The sequence below is a fragment of the Pseudoalteromonas sp. SR44-5 genome (assembly GCF_014163675.1).
Taxonomy (GTDB): domain Bacteria; phylum Pseudomonadota; class Gammaproteobacteria; order Enterobacterales; family Alteromonadaceae; genus Pseudoalteromonas; species Pseudoalteromonas rhizosphaerae.
In genome coordinates this window covers 18748-40193 of sequence record NZ_JACJDT010000027.1, presented here as the reverse complement: position 1 = coordinate 40193, position 21446 = coordinate 18748, and the positions used below count along the sequence as shown (strand labels likewise).

Annotated in this window: 16 protein-coding genes; 4 read left to right on the top strand and 12 right to left on the bottom strand. The window is 41.1% G+C overall.

The window, feature by feature from the left end:
• Positions 1-138 precede the first annotated feature (138 nt).
• The 6 genes from H5154_RS14495 to dnaK form a co-directional block, all read right to left on the bottom strand.
• Complete coding sequence (locus H5154_RS14495) at positions 139-2394, bottom strand: acyl-CoA dehydrogenase (protein WP_145236077.1); 2256 nt, start codon at positions 2392-2394, stop codon at positions 139-141.
• Positions 2395-2703: 309 nt separating this feature from the next.
• On the bottom strand, positions 2704-3165 hold the full coding sequence (gene ybaK, locus H5154_RS14490; RefSeq protein WP_182718719.1) for a Cys-tRNA(Pro) deacylase: 462 nt from the start codon (positions 3163-3165) through the stop codon (positions 2704-2706).
• An 84-nt stretch (positions 3166-3249) separates the two neighbouring features.
• On the bottom strand, positions 3250-5571 hold the full coding sequence (gene feoB / locus H5154_RS14485) for a Fe(2+) transporter permease subunit FeoB (RefSeq protein WP_182718718.1): 2322 nt from the start codon (positions 5569-5571) through the stop codon (positions 3250-3252).
• On the bottom strand, positions 5568-5801 hold the full coding sequence (locus H5154_RS14480; RefSeq protein ID WP_149980124.1) for a FeoA family protein: 234 nt from the start codon (positions 5799-5801) through the stop codon (positions 5568-5570). Before H5154_RS14480 ends, feoB begins: the two co-directional genes overlap by 4 nt.
• Positions 5802-6138: 337 nt before the next feature.
• Positions 6139-7281: a molecular chaperone DnaJ gene (gene dnaJ, locus H5154_RS14475; RefSeq protein WP_145236090.1), complete on the bottom strand. Its 1143-nt coding sequence runs from the start codon at positions 7279-7281 to the stop codon at positions 6139-6141.
• 187 nt (positions 7282-7468) lie between these two features.
• On the bottom strand, positions 7469-9385 hold the full coding sequence (dnaK, locus tag H5154_RS14470) for a molecular chaperone DnaK (protein WP_182718717.1): 1917 nt from the start codon (positions 9383-9385) through the stop codon (positions 7469-7471).
• A gap of 244 nt (positions 9386-9629) precedes the next feature.
• On the opposite strand from dnaK, the gene H5154_RS14465 reads away from it, so the two are divergent.
• Positions 9630-10445, top strand: a complete 816-nt coding sequence (locus H5154_RS14465; RefSeq protein WP_149980122.1) for an acyl-CoA thioesterase II — start codon at positions 9630-9632, stop codon at positions 10443-10445.
• Here H5154_RS14465 and H5154_RS14460 read toward each other — a convergent pair.
• Positions 10434-11210 (bottom strand): ABC transporter substrate-binding protein, encoded by a 777-nt coding sequence (locus H5154_RS14460; RefSeq protein WP_182718716.1) that lies wholly within the window; start codon positions 11208-11210, stop codon positions 10434-10436. The two genes, H5154_RS14465 and H5154_RS14460, sit on opposite strands and share 12 nt — an antisense overlap.
• Positions 11211-11360: 150 nt before the next feature.
• Here H5154_RS14460 and H5154_RS14455 point away from each other — a divergent pair, with 150 nt between their 5' ends.
• The 3 genes from H5154_RS14455 to H5154_RS14445 are packed head-to-tail and all read left to right on the top strand — an operon-like array spanning position 11361 to position 14875.
• Positions 11361-12587, top strand: a complete 1227-nt coding sequence (locus tag H5154_RS14455) for a paraquat-inducible protein A (RefSeq protein ID WP_149980384.1) — start codon at positions 11361-11363, stop codon at positions 12585-12587.
• Between the two features lie 9 nt (positions 12588-12596).
• On the top strand, positions 12597-14252 hold the full coding sequence (gene pqiB, locus H5154_RS14450) for an intermembrane transport protein PqiB (RefSeq protein ID WP_182718715.1): 1656 nt from the start codon (positions 12597-12599) through the stop codon (positions 14250-14252).
• Complete coding sequence (locus tag H5154_RS14445) at positions 14252-14875, top strand: membrane integrity-associated transporter subunit PqiC (protein WP_182718714.1); 624 nt, start codon at positions 14252-14254, stop codon at positions 14873-14875. Before pqiB ends, H5154_RS14445 begins: the two co-directional genes overlap by 1 nt.
• On the opposite strand, the gene H5154_RS14440 is transcribed toward H5154_RS14445, so the two are convergent.
• From H5154_RS14440 to H5154_RS14420, 5 genes are all read right to left on the bottom strand, one after another.
• Positions 14853-15350, bottom strand: a complete 498-nt coding sequence (locus H5154_RS14440) for a GNAT family N-acetyltransferase (RefSeq protein ID WP_182718713.1) — start codon at positions 15348-15350, stop codon at positions 14853-14855. The genes H5154_RS14445 and H5154_RS14440 overlap by 23 nt on opposite strands.
• 41 nt (positions 15351-15391) lie before the next feature.
• Complete coding sequence (locus tag H5154_RS14435) at positions 15392-15796, bottom strand: NUDIX hydrolase (protein ID WP_182718712.1); 405 nt, start codon at positions 15794-15796, stop codon at positions 15392-15394.
• A gap of 82 nt (positions 15797-15878) precedes the next feature.
• A complete protein-coding gene (locus H5154_RS14430; RefSeq protein ID WP_182718711.1) occupies positions 15879-16904 on the bottom strand; it encodes a zinc-binding dehydrogenase in 1026 nt (341 codons plus the stop codon).
• Positions 16905-16921: 17 nt separating this feature from the next.
• Entirely contained in the window at positions 16922-18298 is a 1377-nt protein-coding gene (locus H5154_RS14425; RefSeq protein ID WP_182718710.1) for a TolC family protein, read from the bottom strand.
• The gene (locus tag H5154_RS14420) at positions 18291-21446 is read right to left on the bottom strand and encodes an efflux RND transporter permease subunit (RefSeq protein WP_182718709.1); all 3156 of its coding nucleotides are present in this window, start codon (positions 21444-21446) and stop codon (positions 18291-18293) included. Before H5154_RS14420 ends, H5154_RS14425 begins: the two co-directional genes overlap by 8 nt.

The window sequence follows — 21446 nt, the reverse complement described above, 5'->3', positions numbered from 1 at the left end:
GACTTACAATTGAATAACATATTACTGTGCCGGCGGAATAACACTTGTCTTATTAACGAATAAATATGGATTCTAAGTTTTTTTAGCACAAAAAAAGCGCCTATACTGCAGGCGCTTACATTGTTGAATTAAAAAATATTACTGATTAACAACACTTTTCAGTGGGTTTATCGGTTTTGCATTTTCGTCTAATAAGTTCATATCAAAATCAAACTCATCAACACGAATTGCGCGTTCACGTTTTTTGTTGTAATCAATCAGTTTAGCGTATTCTTCTTCAGTGATTACATTTGCTACAAGTGCATTATCAAGAGTAAGTGCAAAACGAATACCTGGTTTGATTGTTTTAGCACGCAAGGCTTTTTTCACTTTTGCGAGTAAATCTAAACAGCCCATTTTCGCTTTATACGCTTGCTCGTTAATGTAATGTCCATCACCTTCAATAGGTTTAACTAAGTGTGTGATTTGCTTTTTAAATGCCGTGTCAAGTTGCGCTTGTGTAGCTAATTCGCGAATTAAGTCATCGCTAATTTTTGGCATTTTAGTCGAATAGTTCATGGTAATAAAACGCATAAACTTACGTGTGCCACTTGCAGGGAAGTTGTCTAAAAACTTATGCAATGCTTGTTCGGCGCTTTGTAATGCAAAACGTGTTGCGTAGTGGAAATATGGCGCTGCTTGCTCGCGTTCACTGCTTGCCACTTTTTGCTCATAATATTTAATTGATGCCATTGCCGCATATAAGAAGCTCATTACATCGCCTAAACGGGCTGATAGCATTTCCGCTTGTTTAAGTTTTCCGCCGAGTACCAGTAACGAAAAATCTGCATATACTGCTAATTTAGCTGATAATTTATGAGCTGCTTTTTCATATTCACGTACTTCTGGAAGTGGTGAATTAGCACCTGCTGTAAATGGTAATACGCCTAAACGAAATGCACGTAAACTGTTTGCTACGCTATAACCGACTGTTTTACGTAGAATGCGGTTAAATTCTTTATCTGCGTTTTTATCTTCGCTGTGGATTGATTCAACCATCGATTGTAAATATGGGTGACAACGCATTACACCTTGACCAAAGATCATCAAGTTACGTGTAAGAATGTTGGCGCCTTCAACCGTGATGGCAATTGGCTGTGCAACATAGCCGCTTGCTAACGTATTTTGCGGGCCGTTCTGAATTGCTTTACCAGCTTGAATATCCATTGCTGAGTCAAGCACGTCGCGACCAATTTCAGTCATATGATATTTTGCAATTGCAGTCACAACCGATGGCTTTAAGCCCATGCCTAAACCTTCGGTTGTAAGTACACGCATTGCTTCTTGCAGGTATGTTTTACCAGCAATATCAGCGAGTTTTTCTTGAATACCTTCAAACTGACCGATTGCTAAGCCAAATTGCTCACGTACCGCAGCGTATTCAGAGGCACCTTTAAATGCTACCTGAGATGAACTAACACCTAATGCAGGTAATGAAATACCTCGGCCAGCACCTAAACAGCTAACCAACATTTGCCAGCCACGGCCGATGTTCTTTTGCCCACCAATAATGAAGTCCATTGGCACAAATACTTTGTTGCCACGCGTAGTACCGTTGTAAAAACGAATCCCCATTGGATCATGGCGATTACCAAGTTCAACACCTGGGTGCTCTTTTGGAATAAGTGCACACGTAATACCGAGGTTTTCTTTACCACCTAGCAAGCCATTTGGATCAACCACTTTAAATGCTAAACCAAGTACGGTGGCAATTGGCGCAAGGGTGATATAACGCTTGTCCCAAGTGATCTCAAGGCCAAGAACTTCTTCGCCGTTATACATGCCTTTAGTCACTGTGCCTAAATCTGGAATGCCACCGGCATCAGAACCAGCCTCTGGGCTAGTGAGTGCAAAACATGGAATGTCACGGCCATTGGCTAGGCGTGGTAAATAATGTGCTTGCTGCTCTTTAGTACCAAAGTGCAGTAGTAACTCACCAGGGCCTAACGAGTTAGGAACCATAACGGTTACTGCAACAGCAGAACTTTTAGTGGCGATTGTGCCAACGATAGTTGAGTTTGCGTAAGGGCTAAACTCTAAACCACCGAATGATTTAGGAATGATCAGTGAAAAGAAACGTTCCTTTTTCAGAAAATCTAAAATGTATTCAGGTAAATGAATGCCATTTTGAATTTCTGTATCGTCGATCATACCCAATAGCTCTTGTAATGGGCCGTCGATAAATGCTTGTTCATCTGCGCTCAATACAGCAGCAGGGACTGCGCGAAGTGCGTTGAAGTCAGGCTTACCTTGGTAAATAGAGCCTTCTAACCACACATCACCCGCATCAAGGGCTTCTTGTTCAGTGATAGAAATACTTGGTAATACTTTTTTTAATTTTGTACGTAAACTCATAATCAACTCATCCGACCAGACAATAATACCTACATTACGTCATAAAAAATGGTTTAGATCAATTACTCTAAGCAATTTTTTAACAGTTTTTTCAATTTATTTATTTTTAGGCTATCTAAGCCATTGAATAAAAAGAGCTAACACTTGTACGCTGAAAAGTATTTAGTTGATTTTTTTTTACTAAAAAACGCTAAAATAATTAAACCTCAATAACAATAGAAAAAAATGAGGGAAAATAAACATATGTTAAAGTTTGTGCAAGGTATTACTGTTAGCTTATCGACTGTTAACTAACACTGTAAATCACCACTAAAAGTCAGCTAATTTGCCATTACACAGTTTTATTAATGTATTGGGATCAAGTGCAATTTCAAGGCCGCGTTTACCAGCGCTTACATAAATAATATCAAACTGCTTTGCGCTACTATGAAGGTAAGTTGCTAAGCGTTTTTTTTGCCCTAATGGACTTACGCCACCAAGAATATATCCGGTGCTATTTTCTACCTTTTGTGCAGCGGCCATATGTACTTTTTTAACACCACATGCTTTTGCTAAGAGCTTTAAGTTAACTTGTTGACTCACAGGCGTAATTGCCACTACTAACTGCAATTCATTGGTTTCAAATACTAAGGTTTTGAAAACCTGCTCAGCGGCTAGATTTAACTTTTCAACAGCTTCTAAACCAAAGCTATGTGTACTTGAGTTATGCTCATAACTGAGCAGCTCAAAAGTGGCCTTGTATTTTTTTAATAATTGTGTGGCTGGCGTCATGACTAACTCCATTGAATTGTTAACTGCTTTAAAATTAACAAAAAAAGAGTACCAAGGTACTCTTTTTTAAACTATATATACTGGCTAAATAATATTAACAACAGGGATTAAACGACTCTTTGCAGCCATTTTATTACCATAAATACGCATAGAGCTTATTGCCAATGCAATAACGACAGCGCACCCGAGTAACCAAAATGCCGAAAACATCGGAGATTGCTTAAAGTTACCCACTTGATACACCACAGAGGCTGTGATGTAAGCAAGCCCTGTTGACCAAATTGCAACAAATAGCATCCATTTCATTCCAGCTTCTCGGTACATAGCGCCCATCACCGCCACACACGGTGTATAAAGCAATACAAAAACTAAGTAACTGAATGCAGCAAGTTGACTGCTAAATAGGTTTTCCATGGTTGCGAAGGTCGATACATTCACTTCTTGATCAATGGCCGCACTACTTTGATCGCTCACATTAGTGACATTTAAACCCAGTGGATCGAGTAAATTACCAAATACGTCTATTAGGTTTGCAGGAATACTCGCGAATGCTTCAGCCACTTTATCGATGACATTAACTGGCTCTTCATTCACAGCCGCTACGCCATCTAAATTTGAATATAAACTATCTAAAGTGCCAACTACTGCCTCTTTAGCAAATACGCCAGTAAAAATACCGACAGTTGCAGGCCAATTATCTTGCTCTACCCCGATAGGAGCAAACACCGGTGTTGCAATTTTTGAAATTTCACTGAGCATCGATTTATCTGTGTTGTCATTGCCAAAAGTAAAATCAGTACCTATGGAGCTTAATATTTTTAAAATAACAAACACCACAATTATAGTTTTACCGGCGCGCATACAAAAGCTTTTTAAGCGCTCCCATGCTTTGTAAAGTACGCCTTTTGCCGTTGGCATATGATACGCAGGTAATTCGAGAATAAACGGGGTAAGCGTTGGACTAAACAAGGTATTTTTAAGTACCAAACCGGTTAATACCGCCATAACAATACCTAAAATATACAGTGCAAATACTAAGTTTTGGCCATTAGTGGTAAAAAAGGCAGCGACAAACAAGGCATACACACTTAAGCGCGCGCCACATGACATAAATGGTGACATGGCAATAGTCAGTAAGCGATCTTTATGGGTTTCTAAAGTACGAGTTGCCATTACTGATGGCACGTTACAGCCAAAGCCAACAATTAAAGGCACAAACGCTTTACCCGGTAAACCAATGGCGCGCATTAATCTATCCATGATAAAAGCAGCACGCGCCATATAACCTGAATCTTCAATAAAGGCTAAACAAAAGTATAAAAAGCCAATCACCGGGATAAAGGTGGCAACAAGCTGAATACCACCACCTATACCGTCCGCAAGCAATGCGCGTAGCCAATCAGGTGCGCCTAATGAAGTTAATATTTCACCAAAGCCATCGACTAAAATCGCACCTACAGCAATATCGAAAAAGTCTATAAATGCGCCGCCTACATTTACCGCAACAGTAAACATTAAATACATGATCCCTAAAAATATTGGGATCCCTAAAAAACGATTGATCACTACCGCATCTATTTTATCACTAATGGTTTCAGAGGCGATGCCTTTAGTATTTTGAGCAAGTACAGCCAGTTGATGGGCAAACTCATAACGACCATTGGCAAAAAGCACATCAAGTTCATGGTGATCGGCAAACTGTTCAAATTCAGCTTTTGCCACTGCCAGTGTTTGTTTATCAGCATAGCCAAAACAGCTTTCATCTTGCTCTAATAACCGCAATGACAACCAATCAGTGTCGATGTTTTCTATCGGTTTATTATTGGCAGTAAAACTGGCTGCAATGTTGTTGGCCGCTTGCGTTATTTTTTGCTCATAACTAGGGATATGCATTGATACTTTTTTAAGTTTAAGCCCTTGTGCAATAAACTCTTTTAAACCAGTAATGTCTGTTTTATTATTTGCACTTAAGGCAATCACAGGGCATCCAAGTCGCTTTTCTAGCGCCTTTGGATCCGTTACTAAACCATTTCGTTTTGCCACATCGACCATATTTAGCACGACGAGTAAAGGTACTTTCATCTCAAGCAGCTGAGCGGTGAGGTATAAATTGCGTTCAAGATTTGATGCATCAAGAATATTGATGATCAGTTGTGATTCACCACTGAGTGCATAATCACGCGCAATTTTTTCATCTAAAGGGGTTTGTGCATTTACATCTAAAGAATAAGTGCCGGGCAAATCAACCAAGTCGACAGTCTGATCAGCCACTTTAAATTGACCAATTTTCTTATCGATGGTCACCCCTGACCAGTTACCTACTTTCTGTTTGCTACCGGTTAACGCGTTGAATAGTGTAGTTTTACCACAGTTTGGGTTACCTATTACGGCAATGTTTGGATTCATACTGCGAGTTCCAAATTAATTGATTTTGCCTCGGATTTACGAAGACTAAGAACGGTACCGCGAACTTTGACAATCATCGGATCGCCAAATGGAGAAAAGCGCAATACGTGGACAGGAGCGCCTGGCGTTAAACCCATTGCAAGTAATTTCTGGCGCAACAAACTCGCATTAGGATCGATGCTTACAACAGAGCCATGTTGGCCAATTACTAATTCGTCTAACGTTAACATGCCATCTCATTTCATTTAATACATCAATGGCGCTGATTTTACGCCGATTATTCAATCATGCAAGTGAGACTAATTATCATATCGATAAGTAATGCAAAATAAAGCAGCAATGGCATTTAATTACCCATATAGGTAGGGGCCGAAATTTCATTTGATAAGATAAAATAGCCGTTAAGTGACAGGTGATTAACGAGCCTAATCGCTCTGTAAAGGTAGCATTATGAATATGTATTACTGCGTGGTTGTCAACAAAGCGCTTATTTTTGTCAGATTAATAAGCTTTTGTTAGCCAATAAAAAATGGCGCTAATTAGCGCCATTTTGTAAGTAATGAGTGATTACTTAGTTAAATCATCAAAGAACTTTTTTACACCATCAAAAAAGCCTTTTTCTTTTGGACGGTTTTTAGAACCATCCTTACCCATGCTTTGCTCAAGCTCTTGCAATAACTCGCGTTGGCGTTCATTTAACTTAACGGGTGTTTCTATTACCACTTTACAGATCAAGTCACCAACTGCGCCACTACGGACAGACTTAACACCTTTACCGCGCATACGGAACATTTTGCCCGTTTGACTCTCAGCTGGGATCTTCAATTTAGCACGACCATCTAAAGTCGGTACTTCAATTTCGCCACCAAGAGCAGCCGTTGTAAACCCAATCGGCACTTCACAATATAGGTTATTACCATCACGCTCAAAGATACGGTGTTCACGTACCGATACCTGCACATACAAGTCACCAGCGGGTGCACCATGTACCCCTGCTTCACCTTCGCCAGATAAACGAATGCGGTCGCCAGTATCAACCCCGGCTGGGATTTTAACCGATAATGTTTTGGTTTTTTCCACACGGCCTTGACCATGACAGCTATTACATGGATCAGAAATTATCTGACCAGTGCCCTGACAGGTTGGACAGGTTTGTTGCACAGCAAAAAAACCTTGGCGCATTTGCACTTGGCCTGCACCATGACAAGTCGTACATGTTTTCGGTTTAGAACCCGCTTTTGCACCGCTGCCGTCACATGGCTCACAGCTCACCCACGTAGGTACTTTAATTTCTACTTCTTTACCACGAACCGCTTCTTCTAAGCTTAAGTCCATGTTGTAACGTAGGTCTGAACCTCGTTGCTGACGCGATTGACGACGGCCACCACCGCCTCCAAAAATATCACCGAACACGTCACCAAATACATCACCAAAGTCACCATGGCCGCCACCAAAGCCGCCATGACCACCACCGCCACCGCCTTGTTCAAACGCAGCATGGCCGTATTGATCATACATTTGACGTTTTTGACTGTCAGTGAGGATCTCGTAAGCTTCTTTTACTTCCTTGAATTTAGTTTCAAGTTCTTTATCGCCTGCGGTACGATCTGGATGATATTTCATCGCTAAGCGTTTATACGCTTTTTTTACGTCTCTTTCGCTGGCGTCTTTTGCCACTCCAAGGACTTCATAATAATCGCGTTTTGACATATCTATCACACTACTCTTTTCTTACTGCAGCATTGCTGCGGATAAATCGATAAATCGTATCGATTTATCATCTAATTTACATGCAAAAGGCGCGTCAAGCTTTAGCCCGCGCGCCTTAGTTGTTCATCCTAACTTAAATTGCGATATCAGTCATCGTGTTTTCAGTTAGGCGAAGCGCTAACAACAATTACTTGTCGTCTTTAACTTCTTCGAACTCAGCATCCACTACGTCGTCATCTTTCTTCGCAGATTGTTGCTGCTCGGCACCGGCGTCACCACCTTGTTGTGCTTTAGCTTGTGCAATTTCCATTAACTTTTGTGACTTTTCAGCAAGCGCTTGAGTTTTTGCTTCAATCTCGTCTTTTTTGTCACTCTTAATCGCAGCTTCTAGCTCAACAACAGCCGCTTCAATTGCGTCTTTGTCTTCGCTTGGCAGTGCATCACCCGCTTCTTCAATTTGCTTACGTGTACCGTGAACAAGTGCATCAGCTTGGTTACGTGCAGCTACTAACTCTTCAAACTTTTTATCGTCTTCTGCGTGTGCTTCGGCATCACGAACCATTTTTTCAACTTCTTCATCGCTTAAGCCTGAAGATGCTTGAATGGTGATTTTTTGCTCTTTACCTGTGTCTTTATCTTTTGCAGATACATGTAAGATACCATCAGCGTCCACATCAAAAGTAACTTCGATTTGTGGTGTACCACGTTGTGCTGGACGAATACCTTCTAGGTTAAATTGACCTAGTGATTTGTTGTCGCTAGCACGTTTACGCTCACCTTGTAAGACATGGATAGTTACTGCGGCTTGATTATCTTCAGCAGTTGAGAATGTTTGCGATTTCTTCGTTGGAATAGTCGTATTTTTCTCAATTAACGCAGTCATTACAGAGCCCATAGTCTCAATACCTAGAGATAATGGCGAAACGTCTAGTAATAGTACATCTTTCACATCACCAGCAAGTACACCACCTTGAATCGCTGCGCCCACGGCTACTGCTTCATCAGGGTTAACGTCTTTACGTGGCTCTTTTCCGAAGAAATCAGCAACTGTTTTTTGTACTAAAGGCATACGTGTTTGACCACCAACAAGGATGATGTCGTCAATGTCGCTTACTGATAAATCAGCATCAGCAAGGGCACGTTTTAATGGCTCTAGTGACTTCATTACTAAATCTTCAACTAGTGACTCAAGCTTAGCGCGTGTTAGTTTCACGTTCATGTGCTTAGGACCAGTTGCATCAGCAGTTACGTACGGAAGATTTACTTCTGTAGATTGTGCAGATGATAATTCAATTTTTGCTTTTTCAGCCGCTTCTTTAACACGTTGCATTGCAAGTGGATCAGTTTTTAAGTCTAAACCTTGATCTTTTTTGAATTCAGCAACTAAATAGTTGATTACGCGGTTATCGAAATCTTCACCACCTAAGTGAGTGTCGCCATTTGTAGCTAGTACTTCAAATGTGTGCTCACCTTCAACTTCATCAATTTCAATGATTGATAAATCGAAAGTACCACCACCTAAGTCATATACTGCAACAACGTTTTCGCCTTTGTTTTTGTCCATGCCATAAGCAAGGGCAGCAGCAGTTGGCTCATTGATGATACGTTTAACTTCAAGACCTGCAATACGCCCAGCATCTTTAGTAGCTTGACGTTGTGAATCATTAAAGTAAGCAGGTACTGTAATAACCGCTTCAGTTACTGCTTCACCTAAGAAGTCTTCAGCTGTTTTTTTCATTTTTTTCAAAACTTCAGCTGAAATTTGTGGTGCAGCGCGTTTTTCGCCGCCCGCTTCAACCCATGCATCACCATTATCTGCTTTGATAATTTTAAAAGGCATGATGCCGATATCACGTTGTACTTCTTCGTCTTCAAAGCGACGACCAATTAAACGCTTAATTGCAAATAATGTGTTTGTCGGGTTAGTAACCGCTTGACGTTTAGCAGATTGACCTACTAAAGTTTCACCGTCTTGCGTATAAGCTATAATAGACGGAGTGGTACGATCGCCTTCCGCGTTTTCAATAACACGTGCTTTGCCACCATCAAGTACTGCAACACAAGAGTTAGTAGTACCTAAGTCGATTCCGATAATTTTACCCATGAAATATCTCCAACTTCAAAATTCATTAATACGTTCGATGACTAGTAGATAGGGATGCCACAAACTTAATTCAACTGTAAAAATGAAAAAAAAGTGCTTTTTTGTAATTTATTTTGCAAATAACCCTAATTAATGTGTGGATTGACGTTTTTTGCATCATTAGGGGCCATTTCACAATCTGGTCTGATGAGTTTTTCTGTGTTATAAAATCACTAATAAATAAAAAATGTCTCAAAGGATCACTATGCATTTTGACCAACTACTACAGCAAGCGGCACTTATAGGTCAGCTTCCCCCTTCAGAGCAAACTTACGCAACAATGCAATTTCCTGCTAACTGGTGCCAAGGTCGAACTGCTTTTGGCGGTTTATCAGCCTCATTACTGTATCAGGCAATGCGTCAACAAATAGAACCAAGTCGTCGTTTGTTATCTATTAGTACAAATTTTGTAGGTCCTTTATTAGCAGATGCTGATTTTTCTCTTTCCGTCGAAATTTTACGGGAAGGAAAAAGTAGCACACAAGTACTGGCTAAAGCGCTGCAGAACGGCCAAGTAAGCGTGGTCGTACAAGCGTGTTTTGCAAAATCGCGAGATTCAGCTATTAAGGTACCAGTGACAAAAACAATGAGCCTAAAACCGGTTAATGAACGTTACACTTTACCATTTCAGTCAGGTGCCATGCCGGAATTCTTCCAACATGTCGCGCTTTGTCCTCAGCAAGGTGCAATGCCGTTTACAGCAGCCCAAACGTCGCATTTAGGCGGCTGGATGAAATTAAAACAGTCGCCAGCAGAACTAAGTGAGGCACATATTATTGCCTTAACGGATGCATGGCCGCCTACTTTATTACAAATGTTTAACCAACCAGCGCCCGCCAGTAGCATGTCGTGGTATTTAGAGTTTGTGAAAACACCGCAGTTGGCAGCCGACGAGTGGCTTGGATTTGAAGCAGTAACTCACCACTGTAAAGATGGTTATGGTTTAGAAGATGGCTGTATTTGGTCACAATCCGGTGAGTTGCTTGCGCTTACCCGCCAAACAGTAGCATTATTTGATTGAGTTTGGTTCTACAGCCTGAGCATAATCGCTGCCATCAAAGGCCATAATTTTACTGTACTGCCCATTTGCAATGATATGGGCAAGTCCCGTATCAAAAATCTCTTGTAGCACTTTACTATTAAAGTAGGCAGGGCGAGGTGCCTCAGGAAATATAGGGTGTATAGTAATAGGCTTAATTGGGTGCGATTCTTTATACTGCTGTAAATAATGTAAAAACACCCGTTTCTCTAGTACCACCACATCAACCCACTCTTTCATTAAATGATCCACCTGCGCCGCTTGGTATACAACTTCTTCATAGGAACTCAGTTTAGTTGTTAATGTTTTAAATGGTGGCGGCAAAAATTCGGTGGCATTTTGAAAGGCGACAACACTCTTACCCGATAAATCATACACAGTGTTAATTTTAAAATGATTTTTCTGCAGGCTCACCGCTACATTTTGATAAGCCAATAGACTTTGACTGGAAAAAATAGCAGGGCTCGTCACGCCCGCATAATTCATCGCAATATCGACCTGCATTTGTTCTAAGGACTGCCCTGCACGCTTATTAGACATGTAAACGATATCTAGGTTGGTTATACCTTGATCTTTAAACGCAGATTTTAAAATCTGCAACTGCAAGCCGGTATCATCCTCACTAAAGACGTAAGGAGGCAAAGAAGGGCTTACCGCAACAGTGATCCTATCGCTAGCTTTAGGCGCAGTTAAGCTCAATGCATAAGAACTGTATAAAATTAAAATAAACGCTGTTAAATACTTCATTTAGCCCCATTGAGTAGATGCTTGTTAGCAACTGTAAAATTGCATGACAACATTCTTATTAGGCTAGCCTAGTTAAACAAATTTCGCATTTGTATTTAACCGTTAATTGATGCAAACTTGAGCTTAAATACTTCTACGTGGTTATTAATTTTGCAAACTGCCTGCCCTAATTGTGACTTGATTATTGATATCCCGCACATAGTTGCAAAACAAATGGCTGTCTGTCCACATTGTCACAGTAAACTATGCGCAGCAAATATAAATTATGACAGCCGTATTGTAGCACTCAGTATTAGTGCTTTACTCATGCTGCTAAGCAGTATGTTTTATCCCTTTATCTCATTTAGTAGTAATGGCATTACACAGACGATTACCTTGCCCGATGCCGCTCGTATTTTGTTTAATTACGACAGCGATTTATTAGGCATTTTTATTGATGTTAGTATTATTGGTTTACCAATGGCATTACTCACTATTTTGATCCCACTGCATTTAGGCTTACTTAAAGTACTTCCACAAACGATTGCCAGACGCTTACTCAAATTCACCTTAGCGCTGGAACCATGGATCATGTCAGAAATATTTTTAATCGGCGTATTGGTCAGCATGGTAAAAATAATGTCGCTAGCGGAAGTCAGCTTTGGCGTTAGTTTTTGGGCCTATGCCGCGTTTGTACTCTTCTATATTGGCTCATTAGCACACTTAAATCGTGCTCGATTATGGGATCAAGTACAGCCTCAGGCTGAAATTGCAGCCGCAAAACTTTCTTATCGTGCCATAGATAGTAACATTCGAGCCTGTCATGTCTGCCATCAACTTAGTGATAGCGAATACTGTTCTCGCTGTAATAGCAAAACCCATATCAGAAACCCCCACAGCGTACAAAAAGCAACGGCATGGTTAATAACTTCAATTGCCTGTTATATTCCGGCAAATTTATTGCCAATAATGTACACCACTAGTTTGGGGGATGAATCCCCCTCAACATTAATTGGTGGGGTAATAACACTGTGGCAAGCTGGCTCATACCCTATTGCATTAATCATTTTTTTAGCGAGTGTAGTAGTACCATTAGCTAAAGCGCTCATTTTAACATTTTTATGCTTTTTGGTTAGCAAACCCGCTAACGGCCAAACAAAGGGCTATACTAAAGTTTATCAATTAACTGAGTTTATTGGTAAATGGTCCATGATCGATGTATTTGTTGTCGCAATTCTAGTAGCCTTAGTGCAACTTGGGAATTTAATGTCGGTAACACCAGGTTTAGGCACTGTATTTTTTACTATCATGGTGATTTGCCAAATGTTGGCAGCACACGCGTTTGATCCTCGGCTATTATGGGATTCGCCAAACAATGATAAAAAGACCATAAATTAGAGAAACAGCATGAGTGAAACGGCTAATATAAAAAAAGAACCTATTATTTCTGCGATTTGGATCATACCGGTTATAGCTTTGCTCGTTGGTGTGTGGATGCTTTACCAATACCAAGCTAATAAAGGCGCAACCATTTATATTTCAATGCCTCATGCTGAGGGTATCGTGGCAGGCAAGACTGAAATAAAAGTACGTAGTGTGAAAATCGGCCAAATTGATCACGTTCGCCTCTCTGATACTAAAAACAGTGTGATTGCTCGAGCTCAAATTGATAAACATTATGATGGCTTACTCACGGAAGACGCCAACATCTGGGTAGTAAAACCACGTATTGATGAAACGGGTATCAGCGGTATGAGCACGTTACTATCGGGTGTATATTTAGAATTTTCACCAGGTGAAAGTAGTAAAACAAAAGAGCATTTTAAATTACAAGAAGAGCCAGCGCTGATTGATAAAGATGTCAAAGGCGGTCGCTTTTCATTACTCAGCTATGATGCTGAGGTTATGGATGTCGGCACCGGTATATTTTTTAAGAATTATAAAATTGGTCAAGTTGAAACAGCGACATTTGATTGGAAGAATCAAGCGATGAAGTATGGTATTTTCATCAACGAACCTTATCAAAACCTGATCACCTTAAATTCTATTTTCTGGGTCAATACGGGTGTTGAAATTGATTTATCTGCCGATGGCATTAATGTAAAAACAGGTTCATTAAGCAGGTTATTAAAAGGAGGGATCTCGGTTGGTTTGCCTAAACAACAGTCACCGGGTAATTTAGCCCAAGAAGGCCATAGCTTTTCGCTTAGTAACAGCTACAAAGATGCTCTTGAGGAGCGTTTTTATAATTTTGACTATTACCTAATTGAGTTTGAACAGTCTATTCGAGGTTTACGTGCCGGAGCCCCGGTTGAATATCGTGGCATGCGCGTCGGTACTGTTGTTAAAGCACCTGCAAATGTGATGATCGATGGCAAACCCGCTCACTTTAGAACTGATAATACCGCTGTGCCAGTACTGATAAAAATAGAGTATGGCCGCATTTACCACGATAATGCCTCAGCCAAACAATTTTGGCAAAACAGTGTTGATGGTTGGATCAAAAATGGCATGCGCGCTTCTTTAAAACCAGGCAACTTACTCACCGGTGCTGTGTATGTCGATTTTGATATCTACCACGATGCCCCAGCTGCGAAGTTAGAAACACTGTCTCAATATCAAGTATTTCCAAGTGTTTCCAGTGGCATTACCGTATTAGCAGATCAAGTGTCTGACGTATTAAATAAGGTAAAAAACTTAAAAATTGAAGACAGCTTAGCGCAAATTGATTCCGCGTTTGCTGATTACCAAGCGCTGGCGAATGAAATGCGCACATTGTTAAGTAAACAAGATACCCAAGATTTACCCGGTGATATTAATCGTAATTTTGCTGAAATGACCAAAAGTATGCAGCAATTTGATGTCACTATGAAACAGTTTGAAAAAACCATGGCCAGTTATCAACAAGGTTCCTCATTACATCAACAATTACAACAAACGCTCTCAGAGTTTAAGCGTTTAAGTGAAGAACTACAGCCACTCTCGCGTGGCTTAAATGAGCAACCAAATATGTTTATTTTTGATAAATCATTGCCTGCCGATCCAACGCCGAGGAAACAATAATGCGGACATTTTTACGTATACAATTTTTTGCTGTTATCGGCGTAGTGTTATTATCAGGATGTAGCCAATCACTTAATGCCCCCGTTAAATACTACCAGTTTGAGCAAAGTATTAAACCAATGCAGCGCAGTAGCACTAACACATCAGCTCAATTACGGATCAATACAGTAAGTTTACGAGGCGCATTAAATAACCGTGGTATTGCAATGAAAATGGATAATAATCAGGTCAATGCTGCTAATTATCACTTATGGAGTGAAGCGCCAGATCAAATGCTAACAGCAAGCGCCCATCAAACATTATTTACCACGCTTGATAACTGGATGGTGGTCAAAGGATTACCTGTTATAACAGATAAAGATCAGCAAAGTTATTATGAATTAGAATATGAACTGCATCATTTTAATGGGGATAGTCATGGAAATGCCGATATTTCTGGATTATGGCGCCTGTATTATACGTCATTTGAAAAGGGCCGTTCATTAAAAGAAATTCATTACTTTAGTGAGGTGAGTCCGTTAATTGATGATGACTATGAAGGCCTTGTCGAAAGTTTAGAATTAAACTGGCACAACATTAATAAACAAGTCGCGACGACTCTCAGTTCGTTGAGTCACGAATAAACACCACCAAAGCAGTGCCATCATTATTGAGCACTGCTTTGCCTATATGCCCAAAACCCAATTTTTTTAATAACCCATGCGAAGCGGTGTTCTCTGCATCGGCAATTGCTGCAATTTGGTTAAACTTATCTTGGTAAACACTTAATAATTTTGCAGCCGCTTCATAGGCGTAGCCTTTACCGGTGTATTGCTCTAAAAATGCAAAACCTATATCTGGCACTGCTAATGCATCGCGTTGGAATAGCCCCAACATGCCCATGGCTGCACCGTGTTTATTTGCCACAATATATGGCCCAAAGCCCTGTTGTTGGTGACCATCAATAAATGTTTGCTGTATATATTGCTCAGCTTGTTGCTCAGTGTAAATGCCTTTATCAGCAATATAACGATAAAAGCTGGGCTGATTTAATAAGCTTAGGATAAATGGCACATCACTTAGCTGGCCATGGCGAAGAACTAAACGTTGTGTATGCATATTTCGTTTTCCAGTGAATGACAGCGAGCGTTCAGGGCAAATTAAAATGCGGCGCTATCAACCGTACCGCTATAATTTAAACAGGCTGCGACTCTATGTTGTTGAACCTTGGAAAGCTCTGACAATTTAAAATAACCCTGCGCTAAATGCTCATCACTTAGGGTGATCACAGCATCTTTTAATAAACTGACTCTAAAAATAAAAGCATGGGAATTAAACGCCTTGTGGTAATAAATACCCGTTAAGTGTTCAATTTTCACCTCACAACCGAGTTCTTCTTGGCATTCGCGTATAAGTGCTTGGTGTACTGTTTCACCCATATCTAACGCGCCACCAGGTAATCCCCACCCTTGTTCACCATAGCTTGCCTTCAGCTGCAAAATCTCCCCGCTTGCATTGGTGATCACCGCATGGGCGCTGAGTCGATAAAAGTCTGTAAATGTCATATTTACTCCCTAAGTTGATACTCTTAAACAATAACAAAAAACCCCGCAATTGCGAGGCTTAATGTTGTTTGGCTATAAATCACTAAATATGGCTAACTTTCACCACCTGCTTACCAGTAAAGCCACCTGCAACTTGCTTATTAAGCGCCTGTGAAATACTGCTGGCGTTAAATTCAACGTCAGTGATCTGCGGAATTTTAATATTGCCACTGGCTAAATTATCGAGTAACAAATTGCCCATAAAACTCATTCTTTGCTGGGCGCATAAACTATTGGCAAGCCAAGCTCCACCTAATGACACAATACCTATATTAGGTGCACGTCTAAACATGAGTTCTTGCTCAAACATAGGCAATGGGTTTAAGCAGGCAATACGACCACAAAAACGCATTAATTCAACATTACGCACAGTGGTTTCACCACCAATCGAATCGAGCACCGCATCAAAGCCTTGTGGACCAAGTTCTTTACGAATTTTATCGCTAAGCTTTTTATCGTTGTAATCAAACACCACATCAGCACCCAATTGTTTAACAAGCTTATGGTTGCGTTTGCTCGCGGTGGTAAATACCGTAGCACCACGTTGTTTGGCAAATTGAATGGCGAACTGACCGACGGCCCCCGCACCAGCTTCAATTAAAAGTGAATCACCTTCGGTTAATTGTAGTTTATCGAGCGCTATTAACGCCGTCATTCCGGCACACGGTAACGTAGATGCATCCTTTAAGCTCACGTCATCAGGCACCTGCGACACTGCAAAATTAGGCACTTTAGCGTATTGTGATAACACGCCTTGTTCACCAATATTGCCATGCCACATTACCCGCGCACCGACATTTGGAAATACACCTTTGCTTGCTTTTACAACCACACCCACAGCATCAAGGCCTAAGATATGAGGGTATTGCCATTTACAAAAACCGTGTTTTGCAAAACATGCATCAACCGGGTTTAACGCAACATACTCAACTTTGATCAGCAGCTCGTTGTCAACGACATCGGGCACCGCAAGTTCAAGCTCAGATAAATGTATCTGTTCATTTGGTTCAAGTAACGCAATCGCACGCATTGTGGCGGGGATTGTTGATAAAAGATCAGTATGTGGCATTAAAAACTCAACTTAGCTTAATTAACTAACGCATAACTCCAACGTCCATTAAATACTTGATAAGTGTTTACTTTAGCAAGTAATGATGAAATCGTTGAGTCAATTGCATTTTCCTGCGCTATTAAAACATCCTGTCGCGCATCTAACAACTCTAAGTAGGGTATTTGCCCTTCTTGATACATTGCCTGCGCTTGTAAAAAGGCATTATTTGCAAATTTATAACGCTGTTCGGCATAGCTTTGTTGTTGACTTTGTTTGACTAATAGCTGCAATGAAAGTTCACTCTGTGCCATTGCATTCAACACTACTTGTTGATATTGGCTGTAAGCGGCTTCACTGAGATATTGCTGAGCATCACGTTGCGCCAATAACGCAGGGTAGCTCAATAATGACCACTGAATGCGTGGGGCAACTTGCCATTGCTGCGTAGTGTCAGAAAGCTGGTTGTTATCTAAGCTCAATACACCTGCAAACGCCGTTAAACTGATATCAGGTAATAATGCTTTACTCGCAGCCACGCTTAATGAATTAGCTTGGCTAAATTCAAATAATGCTTGGCTAATATCAGGACGCAGTGCAATGGCATCACTTGGAGTGGCTAAACTTACAGTAAATGCATGCTCAAACAGCGCTTGCTCATCAACTAAGGTTAGATCAGCAGGTAACTGCCCTGTTAATGTCGCAAGCGTTGCTAGATCACGAAATTGCGCGTATTCAATATCTGGCAACAAAGCTTGCTGCTGCTTCAATTGTGCTAAGGTTCGATTTAAATCAAGCTCATTAGCGACCCCTTCCTCAACGCGAGCCCGCAGAACCGCAATACTTTGCTCTAATGCTTCAATTTGTAGGTTAATGATCTGCTGTTTTTGCTTATTACCTTGAAAACTGACAAACCCTTTTACCACAGAGGTAACAACTTCAATATGCAAAGCACGTAATTGTTCCGCTTGACTCATTGCCCCTGCATTCGCAGCATCAACAAGCGCAGTTATTTTACCAAATAAATCAAGTTGCCAATCAAGGTTAACATTGGCTTCCGATTGACGCGTGTTAACGTTACCAGTACTTGAGCGAGTGGCATCAACTGCCACTGCACCTTGGGGAAGATACTGTGCTTTTTGCCCACCTAAACGAGCAATCGCGCTTTGTAACTGCAACTGACTAGTGTGCAAATCATGATTATTAGCGCGCGCACTGAGCACTAGATTATTTAACTGGGTTGAATTTAATTGCTGCCACCAGTTAAGTTCGTCTTGACCTTGTAACTGTGCAGCGATCTGTGTTTTTGCAACAAATTCTTGTAGCTGATTTTGCTGTTGCTGCTCATCAATTTTACTGGCGCAGCCACTTAATAAACCCGCCACAACAAGAGCGGTTAACTTATACTTACTCATTAATTTGCTCCTGCGTAGTCACTTTACGGGTTTTAGTTACCAAAATATAAAATACAGGGGTAAATAATAAACCAAACACGGTTACACCAATCATACCCGAGAACACTGCGTTGCCCATTGCATGGCGCATTTCTGCTCCAGCTCCCGTTGCTAATACTAAGGGAATAACACCCGCAGTAAAGGCAATTGACGTCATCAGGATAGGACGTAAACGCATCCGACAAGCTTCTAAAATAGCGTCGAAATGACTCAACCCATGATTATTTTTATCGCGTGCAAACTCCACCATTAAAATGGCATTTTTAGAAGCCAAGGCAACCAATACAATCAATGCTATTTGCGTGAAAATATTATTATCAGCGCCAACCAACCATACACCCATTAATGCTGAGAATATTGTCATTGGTACAATAAGAATAATAGCCAGTGGTAGACGTAAGCTTTCATACTGCGCAGCCAATACCATGAACACTAATAACACCACTAATGGGAATACATAGACCATGGTATTACCCGCTAGAATTTGCTGAAAAGTAACTTCGGTCCATTCGTACTCAATACCCGTAGGTAAATTATCAGCCAAGATCAGTTCAATTGCCTGCTGTGCTTGATCTGAACTGTAACCAGGCGCTGGACTACCATTAAGCTCTGCACTTGGGTAACCATTGTAATGCATCACTCGATCAGGGCCTGTTGTAGGCGTTGTCGTTAATACCGAGCCCAATGGCACCATATTCCCTTGATTATTGCGCACTTTTAGATTCAATATTTGTTCTGGATCAAGGCGGAAATCAGCATCAGCTTGGGCATTAACTTGGTACGTACGGCCAAATAAATTAAAGTCATTAACGTACATTGAGCCCAAATACACTTGCAACGCATTAAATACTTCATTCAATGGAATACCTTGAATAAGCGCTTGCTCTCGGTCGATATCAATATCCATTTGTGGTACTTGAATTCTAAAACTTGAATAGAGCCCCATTAACGCAGGATCTTGCTGAGCTTTAGTAATCACCGTTTGCAAACTGTTAAATAGTGTTTCAAAGCCTTTATTACCGCGATCTTCAATTTGCAGTTTAAACCCACCCGTGGTGCCTAAACCTTGGATTGGCGGCGGTGGAAATACAGCCACAAATGCTTCATCAATGGCACTAAAACGCTGGTTTAACTGTGCCGCAATAGCCATCGCCGATTTACTCGGATCGCTTCGCTCACTAAAGGCTTCTAGCGGTGTAAATACAATGGCACTATTAGGGCTGTTAGTAAAACCATTTACCGACAAGCCAGGAAAGGCAACTGTGTTTGCAACACCAGGTACTTGCAGTGCAATTTCTTGCATTTGCCTAACCACATCTTGAGTACGGTCTAAACTCGCTGCATCAGGTAATTGTGCTATCGCAACTAAATACTGCTTATCTTGTGCAGGAATAAAACCACCCGGCACGGCATCAAATAGCTTAATTGTTCCGCCTAATAAAACCACGTATGCAATCACCACTACCACGCTCATGCGCATTAGTTTTTGTACCAGCTTTTGATAGCCTTTGGCGCCACGGTCAAATACTCGATTAAAGGGTGCAAATAACCAGCGACCAAATAAACGATTTAATAAACGCGTCAGCGCATCCGGTTTAGCATCATGGCTTTTAAGTAATAGTGCCGCCAACGCCGGTGATAAAGTTAATGAGTTAAATGCTGAGATAACCGTTGAAATAGTAATAGTTAACGCAAACTGTTTATAAAATTGACCTGATAAACCACTAATAAACGCGGTAGGAATAAACACTGCACACAACACTAACGCAATCGCGATTATAGGCCCTGTCACTTCAGTCATCGCCACGCGCGTTGCTTCCAGAGGTGATAAACCTTGTTCAATGTTACGTTCAACGTTTTCGACCACCACGATAGCATCATCGACCACAATACCTATGGCAAGTACTAAACCAAATAACGACAGCGTATTGATCGAGACCCCTAACCACTGCATCACCGCAAAAGTACCAATCAGTGAAACTGGCACAGCTATAAGTGGAATAATCGAAGCACGCCAGGTTTGTAAAAATAACACCACTACAATTACCACTAACGCGATAGCTTCAAGTAACGTTTTGATCACCGCATCAATCGAACCGCGAACAAATACCGTAGGGTCGTAGACAATGTCGTACTCAACACCAGCTGGAAAATCTTTCGATAAACGCGCCATGGTTTCGCGTACTTGATCTGAAAGCTCAATCGCATTAGAGCCAGGACGTTGAAATATCGGCATCGCCAGTGCTGGTTGATTATCAAGTTCAGCTCTAAGTGAGTAAGTATTTTGGCCTAAATCGACTCGAGCAACATCGCTTAGACGTGTTAATTGACCTTGTTCACCCACTTTAATGATCACTTGCTGAAACTCTTCAATACTGTTTAAGCGCCCTTTTACATTTAACAATATTTGAAATTGACTGTCTGTTGAAGCAGGTTGTGCACCTAAGCTACCCGCTGCAACTTGTTGGTTTTGCGCACGCAATGCGTTGACGACGTCCATTGCGGTTAATTCTCGTGCCGCTAATGCATCGGGGTTAAGCCACACTCGCATTGAATATTGACCACCACCAAATAATTTTACATCGCCTACGCCACTCAAACGTGCAATTTGGTCTTTCACATATAAGTCAGCGTAGTTAGATAGATACGCCGTATCATGTGTTTTTTCCGGTGAGAATAAGTGTACCACCATGGTTAGATCCGGTGATGATTTTTCAGCGACGACGCCTAAGCGCTGCACTTCTTGTGGTAGTCGCGGCAAAGCACTGTTAACCCGATTTTGTACTTGTACTTGCGCACGATCTAAATCCGTTCCCAATGAAAACGTTACCGTCAGTGTCATACGCCCATCACTGGTCGCCTGGGAAAACATATACAACATGTTTTCAGTACCATTGATCTCTTGCTCCAATGGAGTAGCCACAGTTTGTGCTATTACGGTTGGATTTGCTCCTGGGTAGTTCGCAGTTACCACAACTGTCGGCGGAACAACTTCAGGATACTCACTGACCGGCAGTTGAAACAACGAAATACCACCGGCGATTAAAATCACCAATGACAGCATGGCTGCAAATATCGGTCGTTGAATAAAAAAGTGAGAAAATTTCAT